The sequence below is a fragment of the Enterobacter sp. HNDS-6 genome, assembly GCF_039850505.1.
In the GTDB taxonomy this organism is placed as follows: Bacteria; Pseudomonadota; Gammaproteobacteria; order Enterobacterales; family Enterobacteriaceae; genus Enterobacter; species Enterobacter kobei.
In genome coordinates, this window is sequence record NZ_CP156673.1 from 3663873 (window position 1) to 3685219 (window position 21347).

A 21347-nucleotide genomic window follows, 5' to 3' on the forward strand; every position below is an offset into this window, starting at 1 on the left:
CGATGACTGAGCAACTTCATTTCTCTGAACTGTGGCCGCACTGGCTGGCGCTGCTGGCGGGATTGTGGGTCACCATCCAGCTGACGGTGATGGCGACCGTCGGCGGGCTGGCGATAGGGATTTTCGGGGCGGCGATCCGCAGCGGACGCACCACCTGGTACAGCCGGATCTGGGGCGGTTACGTGGAGATTATCCGCAACACGCCGTTTGTGGTGCAGCTATTTTTCATCGTCTTCGGCCTGCCGAATCTGGGCCTGAAGATGACGGCGGGGGAGGCGGCGCTGCTGGCGATGGTGGTGAACCTGGGCGCGTACAGCACCGAAATTATCCGCGCGGGCATTCAGGTCACGCCGAAAGGACAGTGGGAGGCCGGGCGCGTGCTGGGGCTGACCCGTCTGCAGACGTTTATTCGCGTGGTGCTGCCGCCCGCGCTGCAGCGCATTTATCCGGCGCTGGTGAGCCAGTGCATCATCGTGATGCTCGGCTCGTCGGTGGTGTCGCAGGTCTCGTATGAAGAGCTGACCTTCGCCGCCAACCTGATCCAGTCCAGAACGTTTTTGAGCTTTGAGGTCTATCTGGTGACAACCGGTATCTACTTAGCGCTGTCGATTACCCTGCGCCAGCTGATGATGGCGGCTGGACGGAAATGGCTGGGGGTGCAGGCATGATGACCACCTTTACCGACTGGGACATTATTCGCAACCTGCTGCTGGCCGGACGCTGGACGGTGCTGCTGTCGCTGGTGGCGTTTGTCGGCGGGGCGGTGGTGACGCTACCGCTCCTGCTGCTGCGCCTGACCGGCGGGCGCACGGTGAAGCGCATCATCCGCGGCTATATTGAGCTGTTTCAGGGGACGCCCCTGCTGATGCAGCTGTTCCTGGCCTTCTTTGGCGTGGCGCTGTTCGGCATCGACGTTTCGCCGTGGACCGCCGCCTCGCTGGCGTTAACCTTCTACACCAGCGCGTTTCTGCTCGATATTTGGTTCGGTAGCATCCGTGCGCTGCCGAAAGGGCAGTGGGAAGCCTCGCGCTGTCTGGGACTGACCTTCGGCCAGACCCTGTTTCGCGTGGTCGCCCCGCAGGCATTGCGCATCGGCATCGCCCCGACGGTCGGCTTTGCCGTGCAGGTGATCAAAGGTACCGCGCTGGCGTCGATTATCGGTTTTATCGAGCTGACCAAGGCCGGGACCATGCTGACCAACGTGACCTATCAGCCGTTCAAAGTCTTTGCGCTGGTGGCGCTGGGCTACTTCATTCTGTGTTATCCGCTGTCGCGCTACAGCCGCTATCTGGAGACGAAATTCAATGCCTCTCATCACCATTAATCAGGTGCAGAAGTACTACGGTGATAACCACGTGCTCAAGGGTGTCGATCTGGATATCGACATGGGCCAGGTGATCTCCATTATCGGGCGCAGCGGATCGGGAAAAAGCACGCTGCTGCGCTGTATCAACGGCCTGGAAGGCTATCAGGACGGCAGCATTAAGCTCGGTGGCATGACGATTACCGACCGGGATTCCCAGGCGCGTGAAATCAGCCGCTCGGTGGGGATGGTGTTCCAGAGCTTCAACCTGTTCCCGCACATGACGGCGCTGGAAAACGTCATGCTCGCCCCGCGTCGGGTGCTGAAGAAAAGTGCTGCCGAATGCCGGGAGCTGGCGCAGCGCATGCTGGAGAAAGTGGGTTTAGGCGATCGTCTGGATTACTACCCGTCGAGCCTCTCCGGCGGCCAGCAGCAGCGCGTGGCGATTGCCCGCGCGCTGGCGATGTCGCCTAAAGTTTTACTCTGTGACGAGATCACCTCCGCGCTTGACCCGGAGCTGGTGGGCGAAGTGCTCAAGGTACTGGAGCAGCTGGCCGCCGAGGGGATGACCCTGATTCTCGTGACGCACGAAATGAATTTTGCCCGCGAAGTGGGCGACCGCGTGGTGTTTATGCACCAGGGGAAAGTCTGGGAGCAGGGCGACAGCAAAACGCTGTTCGCCAACCCGCAGACCACGGAACTGAAGCAGTTCATCTCCTCCGTGCGCGGCCTCAACTGATAAGGACTGACTCATGGATATTGCACATTTTCCGCAAATTAACCCGCCGCAGCGTCTGCTGATGGGGCCGGGGCCGATCAACGCCGACCCGCGCGTGCTGCGCGCTATGTCGAGCCAGCTGATTGGCCAGTACGATCCGGCCATGACCCACTACATGAACGAGGTGATGGCGCTCTATCGCGGCGTATTCCGCACTGAAAATCGCTGGACGATGCTGGTCGACGGTACCTCCCGGGCGGGAATTGAAGCGATACTGGTTTCCGCCATTCGCCCGGGGGATAAAGTGCTGGTTCCGGTCTTTGGCCGCTTTGGTCACCTGCTGTGCGAAATTGCCCGCCGCTGTCGGGCGGAGGTGCATACCATCGAGGTGCCGTGGGGCGAGGTGTTCGCCCCGGACCAGGTGGAGGATGCAATTAAGCGTATTCGTCCTCGCCTGCTGCTCACCGTACAGGGCGACACCTCCACCACCATGCTGCAGCCGCTCGCGGAGCTTGGCGCTATCTGCCGCCGCTACGACGTGCTGTTTTACACCGACGCCACCGCGTCGCTCGGCGGCAACGCGCTGGAGACCGACGCCTGGGGGCTGGATGCCGTCTCGGCCGGGATGCAGAAGTGTCTCGGCGGGCCATCGGGTACTTCGCCAGTCACCCTGAGTACGCGGATGGAGGAGGCGATCCGCCGCCGCAAGTGCGTTGAGGCGGGCATTCGCACCGACGCCCACCGCGACGGCGACGAGGAGATGATCTACTCCAACTACTTCGATCTTGGCATGGTGATGGACTACTGGGGCCCGGAACGGCTGAATCACCATACCGAAGCTACCACCGCGCTGTTTGGCGCCCGCGAATGCGCGCGGCTGATCCTGCAGGAAGGGCTGGAGAACGGCATTGCCCGCCACAAGCTGCACGGCGATGCGCTCCTGAAGGGCATTCAGGCGATGGGGCTGGAGACCTTCGGCGACCTGAAGCACAAGATGAATAACGTGCTGGGCGTGGTGATTCCACAGGGCGTCAACGGCGACGAGGTGCGTAAGCTGATGCTGGAGGATTTCGGGATTGAAATCGGCACCTCGTTTGGCCCGCTGCACGGTAAAGTGTGGCGCATTGGCACCATGGGTTATAACGCGCGCAAAGACTGCGTGATGACCACCCTGAGCGCGCTGGAGTCGGTGCTGAACTACCTGAAATTCACCACCACGCAGGGGGCCGCCATGCAGGCCGCGTGGGATCACTATCGCCGCGAGACGCCGCAATGAGCCCGGCGGCAGAACGGGTGATGGCGCGCGCCGATGCGCTGGCCGCCATCAGCGAAACGCCGGATGCGCTGACCCGGGTCTACCTCTCGGCGCAGCATCTGCAGGCCAACCAGCTGGTCGGGCAGTGGATGAGCCAGGCGGGGATGACCGTCTGGCAGGACAGCGTGGGCAATATCTGTGGACGCTATGAAGGTGCTCAGGAAGGCGCGCAGGCGGTGCTGCTCGGTTCGCATCTGGATACCGTGCGCAATGCGGGGCGCTACGACGGTATGCTCGGGGTGCTCACCGCGATTGAAGTGGTGGACAGCCTGCACCAGCAGGGCCTGCACCTGGCGCAGGCCATTGAGATTGTCGGTTTTTGCGATGAAGAGGGCACCCGTTTCGGCATTACGCTGTTAGGCAGCCGGGGGCTGACGGGCACCTGGCCGCAGGACTGGCTGGAAAAAACCGACGCTAGCGGCATCAGCGTAGCGCAGGCAATGGTGCAGGTGGGGCTCGATCCCGGCCGCGTGTCGCATGCCGCACGCCGTCCCGAGGATTTCAGCGCCTACCTGGAGCTGCACATTGAACAGGGGCCGTGCCTTGAGCAGGACGGTCTCGCGCTCGGCGTGGTGGAAGCCATCAACGGCGCACGTCGCCTGAATTGCCGTTTCACCGGCGAAGCCGGGCACGCGGGAACCGTGCCGATGAACCATCGTAAGGACGCGCTGGCCGCCGCTGCCGAATGGATGGTTCTCATCGAAAATACCACCCGGCAGCAGGGCGGCAATCGGGTGGCGACGGTCGGGGAGCTGCGCTGCCTGCCCGGTGCGGTAAACGTGATCCCCGGCGAGGTTCAGCTCTCGCTGGATATCCGCGGTCCGCAGGATGCGCCGCTGGATCGGTTGCTGGCCGAATTGCTGGAAAATGCGCAGGCAATCGCGTCGCGACGCGGACTGCAGTTCAGCGCCGAGGAGTTTTACCGCATCGCGGCCACGCCGTGCGATATCCACCTGCAAAACGTGTTAGGGGAGGCCGTCGAATCGGTGCAGGGGCGTTCACTGTCGCTGCCCAGCGGCGCGGGCCATGATGCGATTGCCATCGCGGAACGCTGGCCGGTAGGGATGCTGTTTGTGCGCTGCAAGGGGGGCGTCAGCCACCACCCGGCAGAGTCGGTGATGGCTGAGGATGTCGCGCTGGCGATTGAGGCGTTTTCGCGAGCGGTGATCCAGCTGGCGGACCGCGTTACTCCAGCCCCAGCGTATATTGCGCGATCTTGAAGTAGATAATCAGCCCGGTACCGTCGATAAGCGTCGCGATAAACGGCGCGGAGACGACCGCCGGGTCAATGCCGCAGCGTTTGAGCACCATCGGAATCACGGACGACACAATCGCGCTCCACAGCGTTATGCACACCAGCGTCAGGCTGACGATAAGCGTGATTTCCAGCCCAATCCCCATCATCCACGCGCGGATACACCCGGCAATCCCGAGCGTCACGGCAATCATCAGCGAAGTGGTCATCTCTTTTCGCAGCACGCGCCCGACGTCGCGAAGATGCACCTCTCCCAGCGCCATGGCGCGCACCAGCGTGGAGGTGATCTGCGTTCCGCTGTTGCCGCCCGTGCCGATCAGCAGCGGAATAAAGAACGCCAGCGCAATGGCGGACTCCAGCGCCTCTTCGAAGTGCTGGATCACCGAACTGGTATAGGCTTCTGCGACAAACAGCAGTAGGAGCCAGACGGAGCGTTTCTTCCACAGGCTGAAGGCGCTGGTTTCCAGATAGGGCTTCTCCAGCGGCAGCGTCGCCCCCTGAAGCTGAGCGTCTTCGGTGACGTCATCTTCCAGCAGATGGGCGATTTCGCGCTCGGTCAGGCAGCCGACGAGCTTGCCGTGGGTGACCACCGGCACAACGTCCGCGCCGCCGTGCGCCAGCTGGCCGGCAACATCGGCACGTTCATCCTCCGGTTTGACCTGTAAAAACTGCGAGATCATCAGCGATTTCACCGGCTGTAGCGTATCGGCGGTTTGCAGCAATTTACGCACCGCAATCATGCCCGCCAGGCGGCCATTGTCTTCAATAAAAATATGCGATGGAATATCGTCGTCTTTTAATTTTGCGAAGAATTGCTCGCGCGCCAGCGCCACGCATAATGCAATATCAAGGACGATAAAATCGGTATTCATATATTGCGCGATGGCGCTGTCATTGAATGCCGGATTTTGATTGTGAATAGCGTAAGACATAGTGAATTCCCTTTGAATAAAAATATCTCTAAGGGGCGAGCAAGACAGGGCATGTCGAAGAGGAGATCCCCACGTCCTGGGTTCAGCACTGTACACCGTATCCCGCAAGGGAAGTTATACTGACAAAGCCTTGATTCGACAGTGCCTGTTTTACCCTGTGTCGGTTCTCTCGAACCCACCAGAGCGATAACGTGTATTTGTACAGGAGCCTCGCCATAACGAGATCGTTGTAAAACGTGAGGGATAATACGCATATTTAATTTTACCGCTCAGGATTTTAAATAATGTTTAAGAACGGTTTAGAAGAATTTTATTAATACGATGTTGAGGGTTTATTTAAGGTTATTCATTTTAAATAAAAGATTAAATCATCACGAGGATGGGGTAAATGGCGTGGTTTGATCATCTGCTTACTCATTTTGCGCTCTATCCGGCACATCTGTTTGCGTTGTTATTCGTGATGGCGCTGGGTAAATCGACGGTACTGATCTCCTCCGTGCTGCCACCCGCCTCGGTGATGCTGCTGGCGGGCATCGGCGTCAGCCAGGGGAGCATGCATCCTGGGCTCGCATGGCTTGCCGTGGTAATGGGGGCAACGGTGGGATCGGTGCTAAATTACCATGTTGGCCAGCTGATGGGACACACCCGCCTGGTCACGCGTTTCACGTCTAAGCATGCCGACAGGTTTTTGAGAGTGCAGCATCAGCTGCAAAAGAACGGTGAAATTGCGCTGTTTACGTCGCGCTTTCTGGCGGTATTGCGTTATATCGTGCCGCTGGCAGCGGGGATGCTCAGGCTAAGCGCTGTGAAGGTCTACGCCGTCAGCCTGCTTTCTGCCTGCGCGTGGGCGGCGCTGTATGTTGGCATCGTCGCTGGCATCAGCGTCTGAATCGGCGAGTAAGGTATTCATCAGATTGAGAAATGCTTCCCGGAAAATTGTCACGAATCTGTCACACTGAATGCGACATTTTAAAACGAGTGAGGAATTAGGGATGAGAAAAGCACTACTCGCGCTGGCAGTCGCCGGTTCCATTTCAGCAACGTTTGGCGTGCAGGCACAAGAGACGCCGGAAGGGTATCAGCTGGAGCAAGTTTTAATCATGAGTCGCCATAACCTGCGCGCACCGCTCGCCAACAACGGCAGCGTGCTGGAGCAGTCCACGCCGAAACAGTGGCCAGAGTGGGAGGTACCGGGTGGTCAGCTCACCACCAAAGGCGGCGTGCTGGAGGTCTATATGGGTCATTACATGCGCGAGTGGCTGGCGCAGCAGGGGATGATAAAGACTGGAGAGTGCCCGCCAGCGGACACCGTTTATGCATATGCCAATAGCCTGCAGCGTACCGTTGCGACCGCACAATTCTTCATTACCGGCGCGTTCCCGGGGTGCGATGTGCCTGTGCATCATCAGGAAAAAATGGGCACGATGGATCCCACCTTTAATCCGGTCATTACCGATAACTCGCCTGAGTTCCGCGAAAAAGCGCTGAAGGCGATGGAGACCGAGCGGCAGAAAATGCAGCTTTCAGAAAGCTATAAGCTGCTGGAGCAGATGACGAACTACGCCGATTCGCCGTCCTGCAAAGAGAAAAAAGTCTGCTCGCTGGCGGACGCGAAAGATACGTTCAGTGCCGACTATGAAAAAGAGCCAGGCGTGTCCGGTCCGCTGAAAGTGGGTAACTCGCTGGTGGATGCGTTCACGCTGCAATATTACGAAGGTTTCCCGGCTGATCAGGTGGCCTGGGGTGAGATCAAGACTGACCAGCAGTGGCGTGTGCTGTCGAAGCTGAAAAACGGCTATCAGGACTCGCTGTTTACCTCCACCGAGGTGGCGCAAAACGTCGCCAAACCGCTGGTGAAATATATTGATAACGCGCTGGTCACCGATCAGGCGAAAGCGCCTAAAATCACCCTGCTGGTGGGGCATGATTCGAACATTGCTTCGCTGCTGACCGCGCTGGATTTCAAACCGTATCAACTCCACGATCAGCACGAGCGCACGCCAATTGGCGGCAAAATAGTCTTCCAGCGCTGGCATGACAAAAACGCTAACCAGGAACTGATGAAAATTGAGTATGTCTACCAGAGCTCAGAGCAACTGCGAAACGCCAGCGTGCTGTCGCTGGAATCCCCCGCGCAGCGTGTGACGCTGGAGCTGAAAGGCTGCCCGGTGGATGCTAACGGCTTCTGCCCGGTTGATAAGTTTAATGCGGTGATGAACAGCGCGGCAAAATAGAGGATAACCCCCCGCAAAGGCGGGGGGAAACGTTCAGACGTTTTTACGTTCGATGGTCTGTTCGCCCCAGAAGAGCGAGTCTTTGTCCGTCTTTTCGAAGGCGCGAACCAGCACTTCGTCGCTACCTTCTTCCCAAATCTGCTCTGCCAGTTTCTCGTCATATTTCGCGACTTCAAAAATGGCTTCGGCAATCTCCGGAGAGGTATTGCGTAAACTTGCCCATTCACCCACGCGGTGGGCTTTTGATTCCTGAGTTGGCATGCTTGTCCTCCTGTTGAGTTAGCCGTTCAGTTTTTTGGCGAGGCCCGCGACATGCTCACCCTGATAACGGGCGATGGCGAGCTCTTCGTCGCTCGGCTGTCGGGAACCATCGCCGCCGGCAATGGTGGTTGCACCGTAGGGAGTACCGCCACGTACCTGAGAAACATCAAAGAGTTCCTGCGCGCCGTAGCCAATCGGCACAATCACCATCCCATGATGAGCAAGGGTAGTCCAGGTTGAGGTAATCGTCTGCTCCTGACCGCCACCGGTGCCGGTAGAGCTGAAGACGCTGGCGAGTTTGCCGTATAAAGCGCCTGAGGCCCATAGCCCGCCCGTCTGATCGAGGAAGGTGCGCATCTGGCCGGACATATTGCCGAAACGGGTTGGCGTCCCGAAAATAATCGCATCGTAATCTGCCAGCTCCTGAGGCGTGGCGACCGGGGCATTCTGTGTTTTTCCCCCGGCTTTAGCGAAGGCTTCCGCCTGCATGGTTTCCGGTACGCGCTTCACCACAACCTCAACGCCGTCCACCCTGTTTGCACCTTCTGCGACTGCGTGAGCCATGGTTTCAATGTGTCCATACATGGAATAATAGAGCACCAGAACTTTTGCCATTTTGCATCACTCCTCGTTTGTGTTTTCTGACAGCGGATCGCTGCGTTCATTTAAAGATATGCCATCACGGCCAGACTGCAAAAATGAACACCATTTCTTTGATTTATAACAATATGATTGGGGAAGCGTGCTGTAGCAAAATGAAACAACTTTCTCGCCTCCGTTTTTTGAAATGATAAGAAAGAGTTATGAATCTCCGCCGCGTTATCTCACCCGAAAGACTGAGATCCTGTTGCAGGATATTACCAGCGGCTTGCCGGACAGCCTTAGTCCACTAAGCTTAGTTTCACGCGGCACAGATAAAGGCACTGTCCTCATGCCGCGAGGTGAAAGAATCCTCTTTTACTGAATGCAATATGATGTCTAATGTTTCACACTCTGGAGGTTAGAGATGGCAAACCATCGTGGTGGTTCAGGTAATTTCGCTGAAGACCGTGAAAGAGCATCAGAAGCAGGTCGTAAAGGTGGCCAGCATAGCGGGGGCAACTTCAAAAATGACCCTCAGCGCGCATCAGAGGCTGGCAAGAAAGGGGGTAAAAACAGCCACGGCAGCAATAAGTAACGCGCCAGGCTGAACCCTGCCGCCGGGCGTTCCCGGCGGTTTTTTTATTTCTGCAACATTGAACTGTAACCAAAGGCGACGCACACTACAGAATTGTTCTCATTTGCTGGTGTCGCATGTCTGTCTCACGCTTTAAATTCTCCGTAAAACCGCAGGAAGCCATCCTTATTCTCATCACCATGTTCTGGGGCGGGACGTTTCTGGCCGTCCAGTACGCGGTAACGCTGAGCGATCCGTTCTTTTTTGTTGGTTTGCGCTTTGCGACGGCGGCGATAGCCGTGGCGCTCGTATCGCTAAAATCCCTGCGCGGACTAACCCTCAAAGAGCTGAAGGCCGGGGTGGCGATCGGGGTTGCGATTGCAATGGGCTACAGCCTGCAGACATGGGGATTACAGACTATCTCCAGCAGCAAATCGGCATTTATCACCGCCATGTATGTACCGCTGGTACCGCTCCTGCAGTGGCTTTGCCTGGGACGGCTGCCGGGGATGATGTCCTGCATCGGTATCGTGCTGGCGTTTATCGGCCTGATTTTGCTGGCCGGGCCGGAAAATAACCTGCTGGCACTGGGACCGGGCGAGATCATTACCCTCGTCGGGGCGATTGCCATTGCGGCGGAAATTATTTTGATTAGCGCCTGGGCGGGCAAGGTGGACGTCAAGCGCGTGACGGTGGTCCAGCTCGCCACGGCCTCGCTGGTGGCGTTTGCGACGATGGTACCGGCCGGGGAGTCCGTGCCGCCGATGTCTACCGGTCTGATCGTGGTCGCGTTGGGGCTGGGCATCTTCAGCGCCATTATTCAGGTCACCATGAACTGGGCGCAGCGCAGCGTCTCCCCGACGCGGGCGACGGTGATCTACACCGGTGAACCGGTATGGGCGGGGATTTTTGGTCGCCTCGCCGGAGAGCGTTTGCCGCTGCTGGCCCTGGTCGGTGCGGCATTTATTGTCGCCGGGGTGCTGGTGAGCGAGTTAAAGCTAAAAAAACGACGCAAGGCGATTGCCGGGGTGGGGGCTGAACAAGGGGCAGATAGCTAACAACGTGCACGCTGCCCGTTTTGCCCGGCGGCGCTACGCTTGCGCGGGCCTACATGCTCATTGTAGGCCGGGTAAGCGTAGCGTCACCCGGCAAGAAAGCAGCACTCATTTCAGGTTGAGGGGGTGATGGCTTCAGCCTGCGCTTCATCCCCTTTCCGGCGGCTCAGCAGGGCGTTAAGCAGAATTGCCCCGAACGTTGCCGTGCCGATCCCACCAATTGTAAATCCGCCCAGCGTTAGCGCGAAATCGCCCGCGCCCAGCACCAGCGTGACCGCCACCATAATCAGGTTGCTGTTCTGGCTCAGATCGACCCGATGCTGCACCCAGATACGCGCCCCGGCCACGGCGATCAGCCCAAATACCACAATCGATGCCCCGCCGATGACCGGCGACGGAATGGTGTGGATCAGCGCGCCGAACTTCGGAGAGAAACCAAGCAGTATCGCCATCGTCGCTGCCGCGACGAAGACCAGCGTCGAGTAGACTTTGGTCACCGCCATCACGCCAATATTTTCGGCATAGGTGGTGACGCCGCTGCCGCCCACGGAGCCGGAGATCATGGTTGCCAGACCGTCACCGACAAACGCACGGCCCATGTACGGGTCCATACTGCGGCCGGTCATTCCCGCGACCGCCTTCAGGTGACCTAAGTTCTCCGCCACCAGGATCACGGCCACCGGTGCGATAAGCATCATTGCCTGGGTGTTAAAGGTGGGGGAAGTGACCTGCGGCAGGCCAAACCAGGCAGCCTGATGGAGCAGGGTAAAATCGACCGGCTTGCCGAGACCGAAAACGTTCGCCAGCAGAGCGTAAACCAGACAGGCGACAATCAGCCCGACCAGAATCAGCAGACGCTGGATCATCCCGCGCGTAAACACCGCCACCAGGCCGATACACAGCACGGTGATCACCGCCATCCAGCTTTCAAACGGCGAGCCGGAGACGCTTTTCACCGCGATCGGCGCCAGGTTCAGGCCAATCGCCATGACGACGGCACCGGTCACCACGGGAGGCATCATGCGTTCGATCCAGCGCGTGCCAATCTTCATCACCACCAGACCAATCAGGGTATAGACCAGGCCGCAGGCGATGATGCCGCCGAGCGCCACGCTCAGGTTAGGGTTGATCCCCTGGCCGTTAAATCCGGTTGTGGCGATAACCACCCCGACAAACGCGGCGCTGGAGCCCAGATAGCTGGGCACGCGCCCACCGGTGACAAAAAAGAACAGCAGGGTGCCGATACCCGACATCAGAATCGACAGGTTGGGATCAAGCCCCATCAGCATCGGCATGAGTACGGTCGCACCAAACATCGCGACTGCATGCTGGACGCCCATCACCATCGTTTGTCCGAGCGGGAGTCGTTCATCCGGCGCGACCACGCCTGCTTCTGTGGAGGTCGATTTCAACTGCCAGTGGGGAAATCCGAACATGGTCTGTCTCCTTAAAGCGCCTTAGCAGGCGGGTCGCATAAGCGCGTGGTAGCCGCGGTCAAACCACACCAGCCCTTGCGGCGCGGGGTGGCGAACAATCGAAACAATGTCGCAAAACAGAATGTCGTGGGTACCGACGCTCACCACCTGGCTGATGCGGCAGTCAAACGAGGCCAGCGCATCCTCCAGACGCGGACACCCCGTATCGCCCGTTTGCCAGCGGGCGGCGGCAAAGCGCGTCTCCATTGGCGTTTTGCCGCCAAACAGGTTGGATAGCGGCTCTTGTCCGGCGCTCAGGGTGTTCACGCACAGCGTGCGGTTTTCGCTAAACGTCGGCCAGACGGACGCGCCGCGGTTCAGGCATACCAGCAGGGTGGGAGGCGAATCCGTGACGCTGCACACCGCGCTGGCAGTGAATCCCGCCATTCCCGCCGGGCCGTCGGTGGTGATGATGTTGACTGCCGCGCCAACGCAGGCCATGGCGTCGCGAAAGGTTTGTTTATCCGGTGTCGTCATGATTGCTCCTTACGCCAGCCCGCAGGCATCTTCGAACGCCAGACGCGGCAGGCGTCCGTAAAGTTTGTTCGTATCACCATAGCCAATGTTGATCAGCAGATTGCTTTTAAGCAGCGTGCCGGTGAAAAAGGCCTCGTCGACCTTTTGTCGGTCAAAGCCTGACATCGGGCCGGTGTCCAGCCCGAGGGCGCGACAGGCGAAAATCAGGTAAGCAGCCTGCATTGAGCTGTTGCGAAATGCCGTCTCTTCGGCGAGCGCCGGGCTGGTGGTAAACCAGCTTCTGGCATCGCCGTGCGGGAACAGTTCCGGCAGGCGCTCATAAAACTCGCTGTCCCAGGCAACAATCGCCGTGACCGGCGCGGTGAGCGTTTTTTCCAGATTGCCGCTGGAGAGCGCCGGGCGCAGCTTCTCTTTTCCCTCTGCGCTGCGCACAAACACGATTCGCGCCGGGGAGCAGTTGGCGGAGGTTGGGCCCCATTTCATCAGGTCGTAGATTTCGCGCAGCGTCTCGTCGCTGACGGGCAGATTCTGCCAGCCGTTGTGGGTACGGGCGCCGGTGAATAGCGTTTCGCGCGCCGCAGGATTAATGGCTTCGCTCATTAAAGCTCCTTATAAAGCGGGTTCATGACTGTGCAGCAGGCTGGCAAGCCCGTTCAGCAGCAGGGTGTTAAAGGTGTTCGGTTCGGTGACGTTGCAGGCATGCCCGCCCTGGCGCATGACCACGCTGTGGCTGCGTGGGAGAGCCGCCTGTAGCTCAGTCGAGCAGACAGAGGGCACCAGCATGTCGTCGGCGGAACAGATGAGGTGTACCGGACAATGAATACGCGCGGCGTGGCGGCTGAAATCCGCTTTCTTCAGGGCGCTGAGCCTGTGCAGCAGGTTGCTTTTGCCCTGGAAATGGGCCAGCGCCAGCGCTTCTTCGGCCTCCAGGCGGGGCGCACGAGCAGCCATCCAGTCTGCCGGGTAGAGAAACAGCGGCTGCGCCTCTACCCACGCCTGCGCGCCGCCGGAATGCAGCAAACGCTCGCGGATCTGAAAACAGCGTCGGGTATGGGCGTTGAGGGTTAGCCAGCCGTTGACGCACACCAGCGCGGTGAGCGCATCAGGTCTGTCGAGGGCCAGCTGTAGCCCGATCAGCGCGCCCAGCGCATGCCCTACCACGCAGTAGCGGGCAATTCCGACTTCAGCCAGCGCTATGGCCAGTTCGTCCGCCATTTGCGCCAGGCTATAGCCTTCCGGCAGGGTATCGCGGTTATTACCCGTCCCCCGCTGGTCATAGCACACCACCTGATACTCCGGCTCCAGCGCGGCCAGCTGGGGCAGCCAGTAGCTGCCGCTGCCGCCGAGACCGGCAATGAGGACTACCACGGGTGCCCCCTCATACGGGGGCGGTGAGACGGAGAGTTTCATGGCCGCCTCACTTCGCAATGTGCGCAACGGTGGCAATTTCAACCAGCGCGTCCGGCTTTACCAGCCCGCACTGAATACAGAACCGGGCCGGCTTATCGCCGGGGAAGAACTCGGCGTAGATCTCGTTAATCGCGGCGTAGTTTTTCCAGTCGGTGATAAAGATGCTGTTGAAGGTCACATCCTCCATCGTGCCACCCGCCGTTTCGATCACGCTTTTGATCGTCTCCAGCACGTGGCGGGTTTGTGCCTTTGGGTCGTTGATAAACACCACGTTGTTGTCTTTATCAAACGGCAGCGTACCGGAGACATACACCACGCCGTCGGCGAGCGTTCCGGGGACAAACGGGGCAATCGGTGTGCTGGTGCCCGGCGGAATAATCACGGATTTCGGCATCGTCGTTCTCCTCAGGCGATACGGGCGAGCGGCGGATTCAGGGCATCGCAGAACGCTGCGACGTTACTCACCCAGCCAAAAAAGGTTTCGATATTGAACAGGGCCGCTTTCTGCGCGAATTCCGGCCCGGCCTGATGGGTCGCGTCTTCCAGCACCACGCCAAAATACTCAAGGAAAAAGCCGTCGCGCAGGGTCGACTCCACACAAACGTTGGTGGCGATGCCGGTAAAGACCAGGTGACGAATGCCCCGGCTGCGCAGCAGGCTGTCGAGCGGGGTGTTGAAAAAGCCGCTGTAGCGCGGTTTGGGCAAGACAATATCACCTGCCTGCGGGACCAGCTCGTCCACCAGCTGATAATCCCAGCCGCCTTTTGCCAGCAGCTTGCCCTGCAGTTCTGGGTTTTTGCGCATCGTTTTCAGGGCGTTGGACTTGTGGAAGTTGGGCGAGCCGGGGCCACCGGCCTCCACGTACTGGTCGTCCCAGCCGTTCTGGAACCAGACGATGAGCATGCCGGCTTCCCGTGCGGCGCTGACGGCGGTGTTGATGTTCGCAATGACCGGCTGCGTGGCGGAGACGTCGAACCCCGCCAGATCCAGATAACCCCCTTTACTGGCGTAGGCGTTTTGCATGTCCACCACGATCAGCGCGCTCTGCTGCGGCGCAAAGGTGATGGCTTCCGGGCGAGCGTTTAAGGTCGTCATTACGCAACCTCCTTCGTGACGGCAGGAATGTGGGCGCGGCATTGCATCAGCGGCTGGATGCGCTCGCCGAAGGTTTCCACACCGGTGAGGAAATCATCGAAGGTCAGCAGAACGCCCTCTGCGCCGGGTACGGCGGCGACTTCGTCGAGCATTCTGGCAACGCTGGCATAGGATCCAACCAGCGTGCCCATATTGATATTGACGGCGGAGGTGGGGTCAGCCATCTGGCGGACATTGGTGTCTGCGCCGGAACGGGTATCTTTCTGGCTCTGCTCGGTAAGCCAGCTCAGGGCCTCCTCGTCGGCACCGTCCTTGTAACACTCCCATTTCGCGCGTGCGGCCTCGTCGGTTTCGTCGGCAATCACCATAAACAGCACGTAGGAGCCCACGTCGCGCCCGGTTTTGTCGGCAGCCTCTTTCATGCGCGCCGCGGTGGGGGCGAAAGCGGCAGGGGTGTTAACGCCTTTCCCGAAGCAGAAGTTAAAGTCGGCGTATTTGGCGGAGAATTCCATCCCCGCGTCGCTCTGCCCGGCGCAGATCACTTTCATCGGCACCGACGGTTGCGGGCTGACGCGGCAGTCGTTCATGGTGAAGAAGTCACCTTTGAAATCGCTTTTGCCGGTGCCCCAGAGATCGCGCAGGATCTGCACGTATTCGGTCAGGTAGTCGTAGCGACGCGAGAAGTAATCGTCACCCGGCCAGAGCCCCATCTGCTCGTACTCCGGCTTTTGCCAGCCGGTCACCAGGTTCACGCCAAAGCGTCCTCCGGAGATCGAGTCGATGGTTGAGGCCATGCGCGCGACGATCGCCGGTGGCAGGGTGAGCGTGGCGGCGGTAGCGTAGATCTGAATCCGCGAGGTGACCGCGGCCAGTCCTGCCATCAGGGTGAAGGACTCCAGGTTGTGATCCCAGAATTCGGTTTTGCCGCCAAAGCCGCGCAGCTTGATCATCGAAAGTGCAAAGTCGAAATGGTAGTGCTCCGCTTTTTGCACGATGGCTTTATTCAGTTCAAAGGTCGGCATGTATTGCGGGGCAGTGGTCGAGATAAGCCAGCCGTTGTTGCCGATAGGTACAAATACGCCAATTTTCATCACGAACCTCTCTTCACTACGTTGCAGGTACTGGCGTTTTTGCAAAGGGAGTGCCAGTTTTGAAAATGACTTTGTTATTAATGTGTTAATCGAAAGTTGGCGTATTGATGCGGTTAAAAGTGGACTAACTGGTCAAAAACATTGCACAGAAAACAGGCATTCATGCGCGATGGGAGTGCAGAATGTCGTGGCGAGACGGGGGTTTTGCTATGCTGAGGGCAACGCAGAATAAGGAGAGCGGGAATGACACAAGGCGCAGTGAAAACACCAGGTAAACGGTCACAGGCAGTCAGCGCCAAGAAGCAGGCTATTCTCAGCGCGGCGCTGGAGACGTTTTCACAGTTTGGCATTCACGGCACGCGGCTGGAGCAGGTAGCGGAGCAGTCCGGGGTTTCCAAAACCAATCTGCTCTACTACTACCCGTCGAAAGAGGCGCTCTATGTGGCGGTGATGCAGCAGATCCTCGATATCTGGCTGGCGCCCCTGAAAGCGTTCCGCGCAGAGCTGGCCCCGCTGGTGGCGATCAAAGAGTACATCCGCCTGAAGCTGGAGGTGTCACGCGATTACCCGCAGGCGTCGCGCCTGTTTTGTCTTGAGATGCTGCAGGGCGCGCCGCTATTGCAGGCTGAGCTGACGGGGGATTTAAAGCAGCTGGTGGACGATAAGTCGGCGATTATTGCCGGATGGGTCGCCAGCGGCAAGCTGGCGCCGGTCGATCCGCAGCATTTGATCTTTATGATTTGGGCCGCCACCCAGCATTATGCTGACTTTGCGGCCCAGGTCGAGGCGGTAACCGGGAAAACGCTCCAGGATGAAGCGTTTTTCCACAGCACTCTGGAAAACGTACAGCGGATGATTATCGAAGGGATCCGCGTGCGTTAGTTTCCCGGCGGGAGAGGGCAGCTTAAATCGCCCTCTTCACATTGCATCAGCGAGGCCAGAAACGCTTCTCGCTCCGCGGTTTTCTCTGCCAGGCACTGATTGACAATCATTGGCTGAATGCTTCCACCTTCCGTACCCGAACCGATAAACGTGCAGTCTGCATCCCGCAGGGTAATCCACGCCTGCTGCGCTTTTTTTAGCAGGTCACGCTGGTGGGCTGCCGCACGTTTGATAGCGGCCTGATACGTCGCGTTGAGCTTCTTATCCGCCGCCTGGTACTGCTGCGCGCTACAGGTGTTCAGTTCAAGCTGGGTGGTGGCGTTGTCGCACTCGTTGGCCAGCGCGCTGGTGCTCAACAGCAGTGCGGCACCTGCGAGAAATACTCTTTTCATCATCCCCTCCGTGTAAAAAAAAGCCGGATGCGCTATGCATATCCGGCCTACGATTCTTAGTAGCCCCGGTAAGCGTAGCGCCACCGGGGAGAGTTTACACGATTAACCGATGGTCATCAGGCTGGCGTTACCGCCCGCCGCCGCGGTGTTGACGCTGAGCGAACGCTCCACGTACAGACGCTCCAGCAGCAGGTTGGTTTCCCCACGCGCAAAGCCCTGTACCGAAACAATCGCCCCGCTGCGGGCCGCCACCTGTTCGCACAGTTCGCGCAGCTGGTCGGAATCACCGTGATAAATCACGGCGTCAAACGGCTGCGTCAGCAGCGCATCGGCCTTCGCGAAGCGAATGCGGGCTGAAACGGCTTTTGGCAGCTGTTTTGCCAGGTCGCGATGCAGCGCATCTTCCGGCCACAGCACTTCACATCCGGTTGCCATCGCGGCAGCCAGCTGTACCAGCGCATCCTGCTCGTTATCCGCTACGCAGAGTACGTGCTCGCGCGGCATCAGCGTCCAGGTGTTGCGCTCGCCGGTTGGCCCCGGAAGCAGACGCTGCGTGCCAGCCTGCGCCAGCTCGCCGTACTGCTGCGCAATGGCACGCAGTTCAGGACGTTTTTCCGCCCAGGCGATCAGCGCTTCAAGCGGCTGTGTCAGCACGGTTTTCAGCTGCGCGTCGACCGGATAGTCTGCGTCCTGACGTGCCAGCGTCACGCCCAGCGCGTTCTCTGGACGGTTCGCCAGCAGACGGTACAGGTAAAGCGGACCGCCCGCTTTCGGACCGGTGCCGGACAAACCTTCACCGCCGAACGGCTGTACGCCCACGACCGCGCCGACCATGTTGCGGTTAACGTACAGGTTGCCCACTTTGGCACTGCCGGTCACCTGCGCGATGGTTTCGTCGATACGGGTGTGTACGCCAAGCGTCAGGCCATAGCCGGAGGCGTTGATCTGATCGATCAGTTCATTAAGGTTGTTACGGTTGTAACGCACCACGTGCAGCACCGGACCGAAGACCTCTTTTTTCAGCTCGTCGAAGCTTGCCAGCTCAATCAGCGTTGGCGGCACGAAGGTGCCGGTCTGCCACTCGCGGGCATCTTCGCTGTTCTCACGCACCGCCTGGAACACCGGACGGCCTTTGGCGCGCATGGTCTGGATGTGGTTTTCGATATTGGCTTTAGCTTCCGCGTCAATCACCGGGCCGATGTCGGTGGTGAGACGCCCCGGGTTGCCCATACGGCATTCGGCCATCGCGCCGCGCAGCATCTTCAGCGTGTGGTCGGCCACGTCATCCTGCAGGCACAGTACGCGCAGGGCGGAGCAGCGTTGACCGGCGCTGTCGAACGCCGAGGCCAGCACGTCAACCACCACCTGTTCGGTGAGGGCAGAGGAGTCAACGATCATGGCGTTCATGCCGCCGGTTTCCGCGATGAGCGGGGTAGGACGACCCTGCGCATCCAGACGGGTAGCAATGTTGCGCTGCAGCAGAGAGGCAACTTCGGTCGAGCCGGTAAACATCACGCCGCGTACGCGGTTATCGGAGGTCAGTTTAGCGCCGACCGTTTCGCCGCGGCCTGGCAGCAGCTGGACCACGCCCGCAGGTACGCCGGCTTCCAGAAGAATGTTGATGCCCTGCGCGGCAATCAGCGGGGTCTGCTCTGCCGGTTTGGCCAGCACGCTGTTACCTGCGGCAAGGGCGGCGGCAATCTGGCCGGTAAAAATAGCCAGCGGGAAGTTCCACGGGCTGATACACACGACCGGTCCGAGCGGACGGTGAGTTTCGTTATCGAAATCATCGCGCACTTGACCCGCGTAGTAGTGCAGGAAGTCCACGGCCTCACGCACTTCGGCGATAGCGTTGCTAAAGGTTTTACCCGCTTCACGCACCAGAATGCCGATAAGCGACTGCATCTGATCTTCCATCAGCACGGCAGCACGCTCCAGAATGGCGGCACGCTCCTGCGGCGGGGTGGCAAACCAGATTGGCGCGTTGTTGACCGCACTGTCCAGCGCCTGATCCACTTCCGCTTCGGTGGCTTCGCGTACATAGCCGACGATATCTTTTGGCTCTGCCGGGTTGATAACCGGCTGCATTTCACCGTCCTCGACGGACTGCTCAAGGATCGGTTTCGCCTGCCATTTCTGCAGCGCGCTGTTGAGCAGGGCAGAGGAGAGGGACGCCAGACGATGTTCGTTCGCCAGGTCCAGACCCGCAGAGTTGACGCGGCCTGCGCCATACAGCTCGCGCGGCAGGGCAATCTTCGGATGCGGCAGACCAATCTGACCTTCCTGGGCCGCCATCTTCTCAACGGCCTGCACCGGATCGGCCACCAGCTCGTCGAGCGGCAGCGTGGTGTCGGCGATGCGGTTTACGAAGGAGGTATTCGCGCCGTTTTCCAGCAGACGACGCACCAGGTACGCCAGCAGCGTTTCGTGCGTACCTACCGGCGCATAAATGCGGCATGGGCGGTTCAGCTTGCCATCCGCTACCTTACCGGTCACCTGCTCGTACAGCGGTTCACCCATGCCGTGCAGGCACTGGAACTCGTACTGGCCAGGATAATAGTTTTGACCCGCCAGGCTGTAGATTGCCGCCAGGGTGTGGGCGTTATGGGTAGCGAACTGCGGGTAGATCAGGTTCGGCACGCCGAGCAGTTTTTTCGCACAGGCGAGGTAAGAGACGTCGGTGTAGACCTTACGGGTATAGACCGGATAGCCTTCCAGACCTTCCATCTGGGCGCGTTTGATTTCGCTGTCCCAGTAGGCGCCTTTCACGAGGCGGATCATCAGGCGGCGACGGCTGCGGCTTGCCAGGTCAATCAGATAATCAATGACGAACGGGCAGCGCTTCTGGTACGCCTGGATAACGAAGCCAATGCCGTTCCAGCCCGCCAGCTCTGGCTCGAAGCACAGTTTTTCCAGCAGATCGAGGGAGATCTCCAGACGATCGGCCTCTTCGGCGTCGATATTGATGCCGATGTCATACTGGCGCGCCAGCAGGGTCAGGGATTTCAGGCGCGGGTAAAGCTCCTCCATCACGCGGTCGTACTGCGCGCGGCTGTAGCGCGGGTGCAGTGCGGACAGTTTGATAGAGATACCCGGACCTTCATAAATACCGCGGCCGTTAGAGGCTTTACCGATGGCGTGGATCGCCTGCTGATAAGAGACCATGTAGGCCTGCGCGTCGGCGGCAGTCAGGGCCGCTTCACCGAGCATGTCATACGAGTAGCGGAAACCTTTGTCTTCCAGCTTGCGGGCGTTCGCCAGCGCTTCGGCAATGGTTTCGCCGGTCACGAACTGCTCGCCCATCAGGCGCATCGCCATGTCCACGCCTTTGCGGATCAGCGGCTCGCCGCTCTTACCGATGATGCGGTTCAAAGAGCGTGACAGGTTGGCTTCGTTATGGGTTGAGACCAGTTTGCCGGTAAACAGCAGGCCCCAGGTGGCGGCGTTAACGAACAGGGACGGGCTGCGGCCAATGTGCGAATGCCAGTTGCCGTTGCTGATCTTGTCGCGGATCAACGCGTCGCGGGTGGCTTTATCCGGAATACGCAGCAGCGCTTCCGCCAGACACATCAGCGCCACGCCTTCCTGTGAAGAGAGGGAAAACTCCTGCAGCAGACCCTGCACCATCCCGGCGCGGCCGGTGGCGGTTTTTTGGTTGCGCAGCTTGTCAGCCAGCTGATACGCCAGGCTGTGCGCCTGGGCGGCAATGGCTTCCGGCAGGCGGGCCTGCTCCAGCAGCATCGGCACGGCGTCGGTTTCGGCACGACGGTAAGCGCCGGTAATGGCGGCACGGCTGACGGACTGCGGCAGGATCTGCTCGGCGAATTCGAGGAACGGCTGGTGGCTTTCGTCGCCAGCGGCGGGTGCATCCTCGCTTTCATTGGCGGCACCCGCCAGCAGGGCAGGCAGTTCTGGCAGGCCTTCGTCGCTCTCCAGTCTTTCCAGATAGTTAAAAATCGCCTGCTTGATTAACCAGTGCGGTGTGCGGTCAATGCGGGTCGCTGCGGTTTTAATCCGTTCGCGGGTAGCGTCATCCAGCTTAACCCCCATGGTGGTCATCCCCATGCCAAAACTCCTGTTGTTCTGTAATCGCGTTTTGTAGATGGCATGAAATATCCACCATGTTGCAACTTTGTGCAACCGTGTTAAATGTGACCTGGTTTGCAACCCAGAAAATGAATGGATTGTTAATGATTGGTTAGCTGGAAAAAAGCGCTGGCTTCTGCATGAGAAGCCTGTTTTTATGCGGTACTTAACACTTTTAAAAGGTGCAACCCGTATAAGTGTGAGCGAGTG

Annotated in this window: 22 protein-coding genes and 1 riboswitch; of the genes, 10 read left to right on the forward strand and 12 right to left on the reverse strand. The window is 59.2% G+C overall.

Annotated elements, in window-relative coordinates; all coding sequences use genetic code 11:
- Nucleotides 1-2 precede the first annotated feature (2 nt).
- From ABFI50_RS17065 to hpxK, 5 genes are read left to right on the forward strand one after another with little or no spacing between them, the layout of a single operon-like run.
- Nucleotides 3-668: an amino acid ABC transporter permease gene (locus ABFI50_RS17065; protein WP_176260500.1), complete on the forward strand. Its 666-nt coding sequence runs from the start codon at nt 3-5 to the stop codon at nt 666-668.
- Nucleotides 668-1324, forward strand: coding sequence for an amino acid ABC transporter permease (locus ABFI50_RS17070; RefSeq protein WP_049008460.1), 657 nt, complete (start codon nt 668-670; stop codon nt 1322-1324). Before ABFI50_RS17065 ends, ABFI50_RS17070 begins: the two co-directional genes overlap by 1 nt.
- The gene (locus ABFI50_RS17075) at nt 1305-2042 is read left to right on the forward strand and encodes an amino acid ABC transporter ATP-binding protein (RefSeq protein WP_008499843.1); all 738 of its coding nucleotides are present in this window, start codon (nt 1305-1307) and stop codon (nt 2040-2042) included. The genes ABFI50_RS17070 and ABFI50_RS17075 overlap by 20 nt, the downstream gene beginning before the upstream one ends.
- Nucleotides 2043-2055: 13 nt before the next feature.
- Complete coding sequence (locus ABFI50_RS17080; RefSeq protein ID WP_023337063.1) at nt 2056-3297, forward strand: alanine--glyoxylate aminotransferase family protein; 1242 nt, start codon at nt 2056-2058, stop codon at nt 3295-3297.
- Complete coding sequence (hpxK, locus tag ABFI50_RS17085; RefSeq protein WP_023337064.1) at nt 3294-4556, forward strand: allantoate amidohydrolase; 1263 nt, start codon at nt 3294-3296, stop codon at nt 4554-4556. The genes ABFI50_RS17080 and hpxK overlap by 4 nt, the downstream gene beginning before the upstream one ends.
- On the opposite strand, the gene ABFI50_RS17090 is transcribed toward hpxK, so the two are convergent.
- A complete protein-coding gene (locus ABFI50_RS17090) occupies nt 4522-5523 on the reverse strand; it encodes a magnesium transporter (RefSeq protein ID WP_014883298.1) in 1002 nt (333 codons plus the stop codon). The two genes, hpxK and ABFI50_RS17090, sit on opposite strands and share 35 nt — an antisense overlap.
- 60 nt (nt 5524-5583) lie before the next feature.
- A riboswitch (M-box (ykoK) riboswitch) is annotated at nt 5584-5753 on the reverse strand.
- Nucleotides 5754-5911: 158 nt separating this feature from the next.
- On the opposite strand from ABFI50_RS17090, the gene ABFI50_RS17095 reads away from it, so the two are divergent.
- Both ABFI50_RS17095 and agp read left to right on the forward strand, forming a co-directional pair.
- Nucleotides 5912-6412 carry a DedA family protein gene (locus ABFI50_RS17095; protein ID WP_014883299.1) on the forward strand — a complete coding sequence of 167 codons (501 nt, stop codon included), beginning with the start codon at nt 5912-5914 and terminating at the stop codon, nt 6410-6412.
- A gap of 103 nt (nt 6413-6515) precedes the next feature.
- Nucleotides 6516-7757 carry a bifunctional glucose-1-phosphatase/inositol phosphatase gene (gene agp, locus ABFI50_RS17100; protein WP_048996914.1) on the forward strand — a complete coding sequence of 414 codons (1242 nt, stop codon included), beginning with the start codon at nt 6516-6518 and terminating at the stop codon, nt 7755-7757.
- Nucleotides 7758-7790: 33 nt separating this feature from the next.
- Here agp and ABFI50_RS17105 read toward each other — a convergent pair whose 3' ends face one another.
- Both ABFI50_RS17105 and wrbA read right to left on the reverse strand, forming a co-directional pair.
- Nucleotides 7791-8018, reverse strand: a complete 228-nt coding sequence (locus tag ABFI50_RS17105; RefSeq protein WP_014883300.1) for a YccJ family protein — start codon at nt 8016-8018, stop codon at nt 7791-7793.
- 18 nt (nt 8019-8036) lie between these two features.
- The gene (gene wrbA / locus ABFI50_RS17110) at nt 8037-8633 is read right to left on the reverse strand and encodes an NAD(P)H:quinone oxidoreductase (protein WP_014883301.1); all 597 of its coding nucleotides are present in this window, start codon (nt 8631-8633) and stop codon (nt 8037-8039) included.
- A gap of 391 nt (nt 8634-9024) precedes the next feature.
- Between wrbA and ABFI50_RS17115 the strand changes: the two genes are divergently transcribed.
- Nucleotides 9025-9195: a general stress protein gene (locus ABFI50_RS17115; RefSeq protein ID WP_023332656.1), complete on the forward strand. Its 171-nt coding sequence runs from the start codon at nt 9025-9027 to the stop codon at nt 9193-9195.
- A gap of 116 nt (nt 9196-9311) precedes the next feature.
- A complete protein-coding gene (locus ABFI50_RS17120; RefSeq protein WP_048996913.1) occupies nt 9312-10232 on the forward strand; it encodes a DMT family transporter in 921 nt (306 codons plus the stop codon).
- A 110-nt stretch (nt 10233-10342) separates the two neighbouring features.
- Here the strand turns inward: ABFI50_RS17120 and rutG are convergent, their stop codons facing one another.
- From rutG to rutA, 7 genes are read right to left on the reverse strand one after another with little or no spacing between them, the layout of a single operon-like run.
- A complete protein-coding gene (gene rutG / locus ABFI50_RS17125) occupies nt 10343-11665 on the reverse strand; it encodes a pyrimidine utilization transport protein G (RefSeq protein WP_048996912.1) in 1323 nt (440 codons plus the stop codon).
- Between the two features lie 21 nt (nt 11666-11686).
- On the reverse strand, nt 11687-12181 hold the full coding sequence (rutF, locus tag ABFI50_RS17130) for an NADH-dependent FMN reductase RutF (RefSeq protein WP_023332659.1): 495 nt from the start codon (nt 12179-12181) through the stop codon (nt 11687-11689).
- 9 nt (nt 12182-12190) lie between these two features.
- Complete coding sequence (locus tag ABFI50_RS17135) at nt 12191-12781, reverse strand: malonic semialdehyde reductase (RefSeq protein WP_014883307.1); 591 nt, start codon at nt 12779-12781, stop codon at nt 12191-12193.
- Between the two features lie 9 nt (nt 12782-12790).
- Entirely contained in the window at nt 12791-13591 is an 801-nt protein-coding gene (gene rutD / locus ABFI50_RS17140) for a pyrimidine utilization protein D (RefSeq protein ID WP_047028039.1), read from the reverse strand.
- A 7-nt stretch (nt 13592-13598) separates the two neighbouring features.
- Entirely contained in the window at nt 13599-13985 is a 387-nt protein-coding gene (gene rutC, locus ABFI50_RS17145) for a pyrimidine utilization protein C (protein ID WP_014883309.1), read from the reverse strand.
- An 11-nt stretch (nt 13986-13996) separates the two neighbouring features.
- Nucleotides 13997-14686 (reverse strand): pyrimidine utilization protein B, encoded by a 690-nt coding sequence (rutB, locus tag ABFI50_RS17150; protein ID WP_014883310.1) that lies wholly within the window; start codon nt 14684-14686, stop codon nt 13997-13999.
- Nucleotides 14686-15777 (reverse strand): pyrimidine utilization protein A, encoded by a 1092-nt coding sequence (gene rutA / locus ABFI50_RS17155; protein ID WP_063861052.1) that lies wholly within the window; start codon nt 15775-15777, stop codon nt 14686-14688. Before rutA ends, rutB begins: the two co-directional genes overlap by 1 nt.
- A 243-nt stretch (nt 15778-16020) precedes the next feature.
- On the opposite strand from rutA, the gene rutR reads away from it, so the two are divergent.
- Nucleotides 16021-16659, forward strand: coding sequence for an HTH-type transcriptional regulator RutR (gene rutR / locus ABFI50_RS17160; protein ID WP_014883312.1), 639 nt, complete (start codon nt 16021-16023; stop codon nt 16657-16659).
- Here rutR and ABFI50_RS17165 read toward each other — a convergent pair.
- Both ABFI50_RS17165 and putA read right to left on the reverse strand, forming a co-directional pair.
- A complete protein-coding gene (locus ABFI50_RS17165; protein ID WP_047343592.1) occupies nt 16656-17051 on the reverse strand; it encodes a lysozyme inhibitor LprI family protein in 396 nt (131 codons plus the stop codon). The two genes, rutR and ABFI50_RS17165, sit on opposite strands and share 4 nt — an antisense overlap.
- A 102-nt stretch (nt 17052-17153) precedes the next feature.
- On the reverse strand, nt 17154-21116 hold the full coding sequence (gene putA / locus ABFI50_RS17170; RefSeq protein ID WP_014883314.1) for a trifunctional transcriptional regulator/proline dehydrogenase/L-glutamate gamma-semialdehyde dehydrogenase: 3963 nt from the start codon (nt 21114-21116) through the stop codon (nt 17154-17156).
- Nucleotides 21117-21347 lie beyond the last annotated feature (231 nt).

What these genes read in the sequence shown, in the direction of transcription:
- ABFI50_RS17065 (WP_176260500.1), top strand. Translation starts at nt 3, where the DNA reads ATGACTGAGCAACTTCATTTCTCTGAACTGTGGCCGCACTGGCTGGCG.
- ABFI50_RS17070 (WP_049008460.1), top strand. Translation starts at nt 668, where the DNA reads ATGACCACCTTTACCGACTGGGACATTATTCGCAACCTGCTGCTGGCC.
- ABFI50_RS17075 (WP_008499843.1), top strand. Translation starts at nt 1,305, where the DNA reads ATGCCTCTCATCACCATTAATCAGGTGCAGAAGTACTACGGTGATAAC.
- ABFI50_RS17080 (WP_023337063.1), top strand. Translation starts at nt 2,056, where the DNA reads ATGGATATTGCACATTTTCCGCAAATTAACCCGCCGCAGCGTCTGCTG.
- hpxK (WP_023337064.1), top strand. Translation starts at nt 3,294, where the DNA reads ATGAGCCCGGCGGCAGAACGGGTGATGGCGCGCGCCGATGCGCTGGCC.
- ABFI50_RS17090 (WP_014883298.1), bottom strand. Translation starts at nt 5,523, where the DNA reads ATGTCTTACGCTATTCACAATCAAAATCCGGCATTCAATGACAGCGCC.
- ABFI50_RS17095 (WP_014883299.1), top strand. Translation starts at nt 5,912, where the DNA reads ATGGCGTGGTTTGATCATCTGCTTACTCATTTTGCGCTCTATCCGGCA.
- agp (WP_048996914.1), top strand. Translation starts at nt 6,516, where the DNA reads ATGAGAAAAGCACTACTCGCGCTGGCAGTCGCCGGTTCCATTTCAGCA.
- ABFI50_RS17105 (WP_014883300.1), bottom strand. Translation starts at nt 8,018, where the DNA reads ATGCCAACTCAGGAATCAAAAGCCCACCGCGTGGGTGAATGGGCAAGT.
- wrbA (WP_014883301.1), bottom strand. Translation starts at nt 8,633, where the DNA reads ATGGCAAAAGTTCTGGTGCTCTATTATTCCATGTATGGACACATTGAA.
- ABFI50_RS17115 (WP_023332656.1), top strand. Translation starts at nt 9,025, where the DNA reads ATGGCAAACCATCGTGGTGGTTCAGGTAATTTCGCTGAAGACCGTGAA.
- ABFI50_RS17120 (WP_048996913.1), top strand. Translation starts at nt 9,312, where the DNA reads ATGTCTGTCTCACGCTTTAAATTCTCCGTAAAACCGCAGGAAGCCATC.
- rutG (WP_048996912.1), bottom strand. Translation starts at nt 11,665, where the DNA reads ATGTTCGGATTTCCCCACTGGCAGTTGAAATCGACCTCCACAGAAGCA.
- rutF (WP_023332659.1), bottom strand. Translation starts at nt 12,181, where the DNA reads ATGACGACACCGGATAAACAAACCTTTCGCGACGCCATGGCCTGCGTT.
- ABFI50_RS17135 (WP_014883307.1), bottom strand. Translation starts at nt 12,781, where the DNA reads ATGAGCGAAGCCATTAATCCTGCGGCGCGCGAAACGCTATTCACCGGC.
- rutD (WP_047028039.1), bottom strand. Translation starts at nt 13,591, where the DNA reads ATGAAACTCTCCGTCTCACCGCCCCCGTATGAGGGGGCACCCGTGGTA.
- rutC (WP_014883309.1), bottom strand. Translation starts at nt 13,985, where the DNA reads ATGCCGAAATCCGTGATTATTCCGCCGGGCACCAGCACACCGATTGCC.
- rutB (WP_014883310.1), bottom strand. Translation starts at nt 14,686, where the DNA reads ATGACGACCTTAAACGCTCGCCCGGAAGCCATCACCTTTGCGCCGCAG.
- rutA (WP_063861052.1), bottom strand. Translation starts at nt 15,777, where the DNA reads ATGAAAATTGGCGTATTTGTACCTATCGGCAACAACGGCTGGCTTATC.
- rutR (WP_014883312.1), top strand. Translation starts at nt 16,021, where the DNA reads ATGACACAAGGCGCAGTGAAAACACCAGGTAAACGGTCACAGGCAGTC.
- ABFI50_RS17165 (WP_047343592.1), bottom strand. Translation starts at nt 17,051, where the DNA reads ATGAAAAGAGTATTTCTCGCAGGTGCCGCACTGCTGTTGAGCACCAGC.
- putA (WP_014883314.1), bottom strand. Translation starts at nt 21,116, where the DNA reads ATGGGGATGACCACCATGGGGGTTAAGCTGGATGACGCTACCCGCGAA.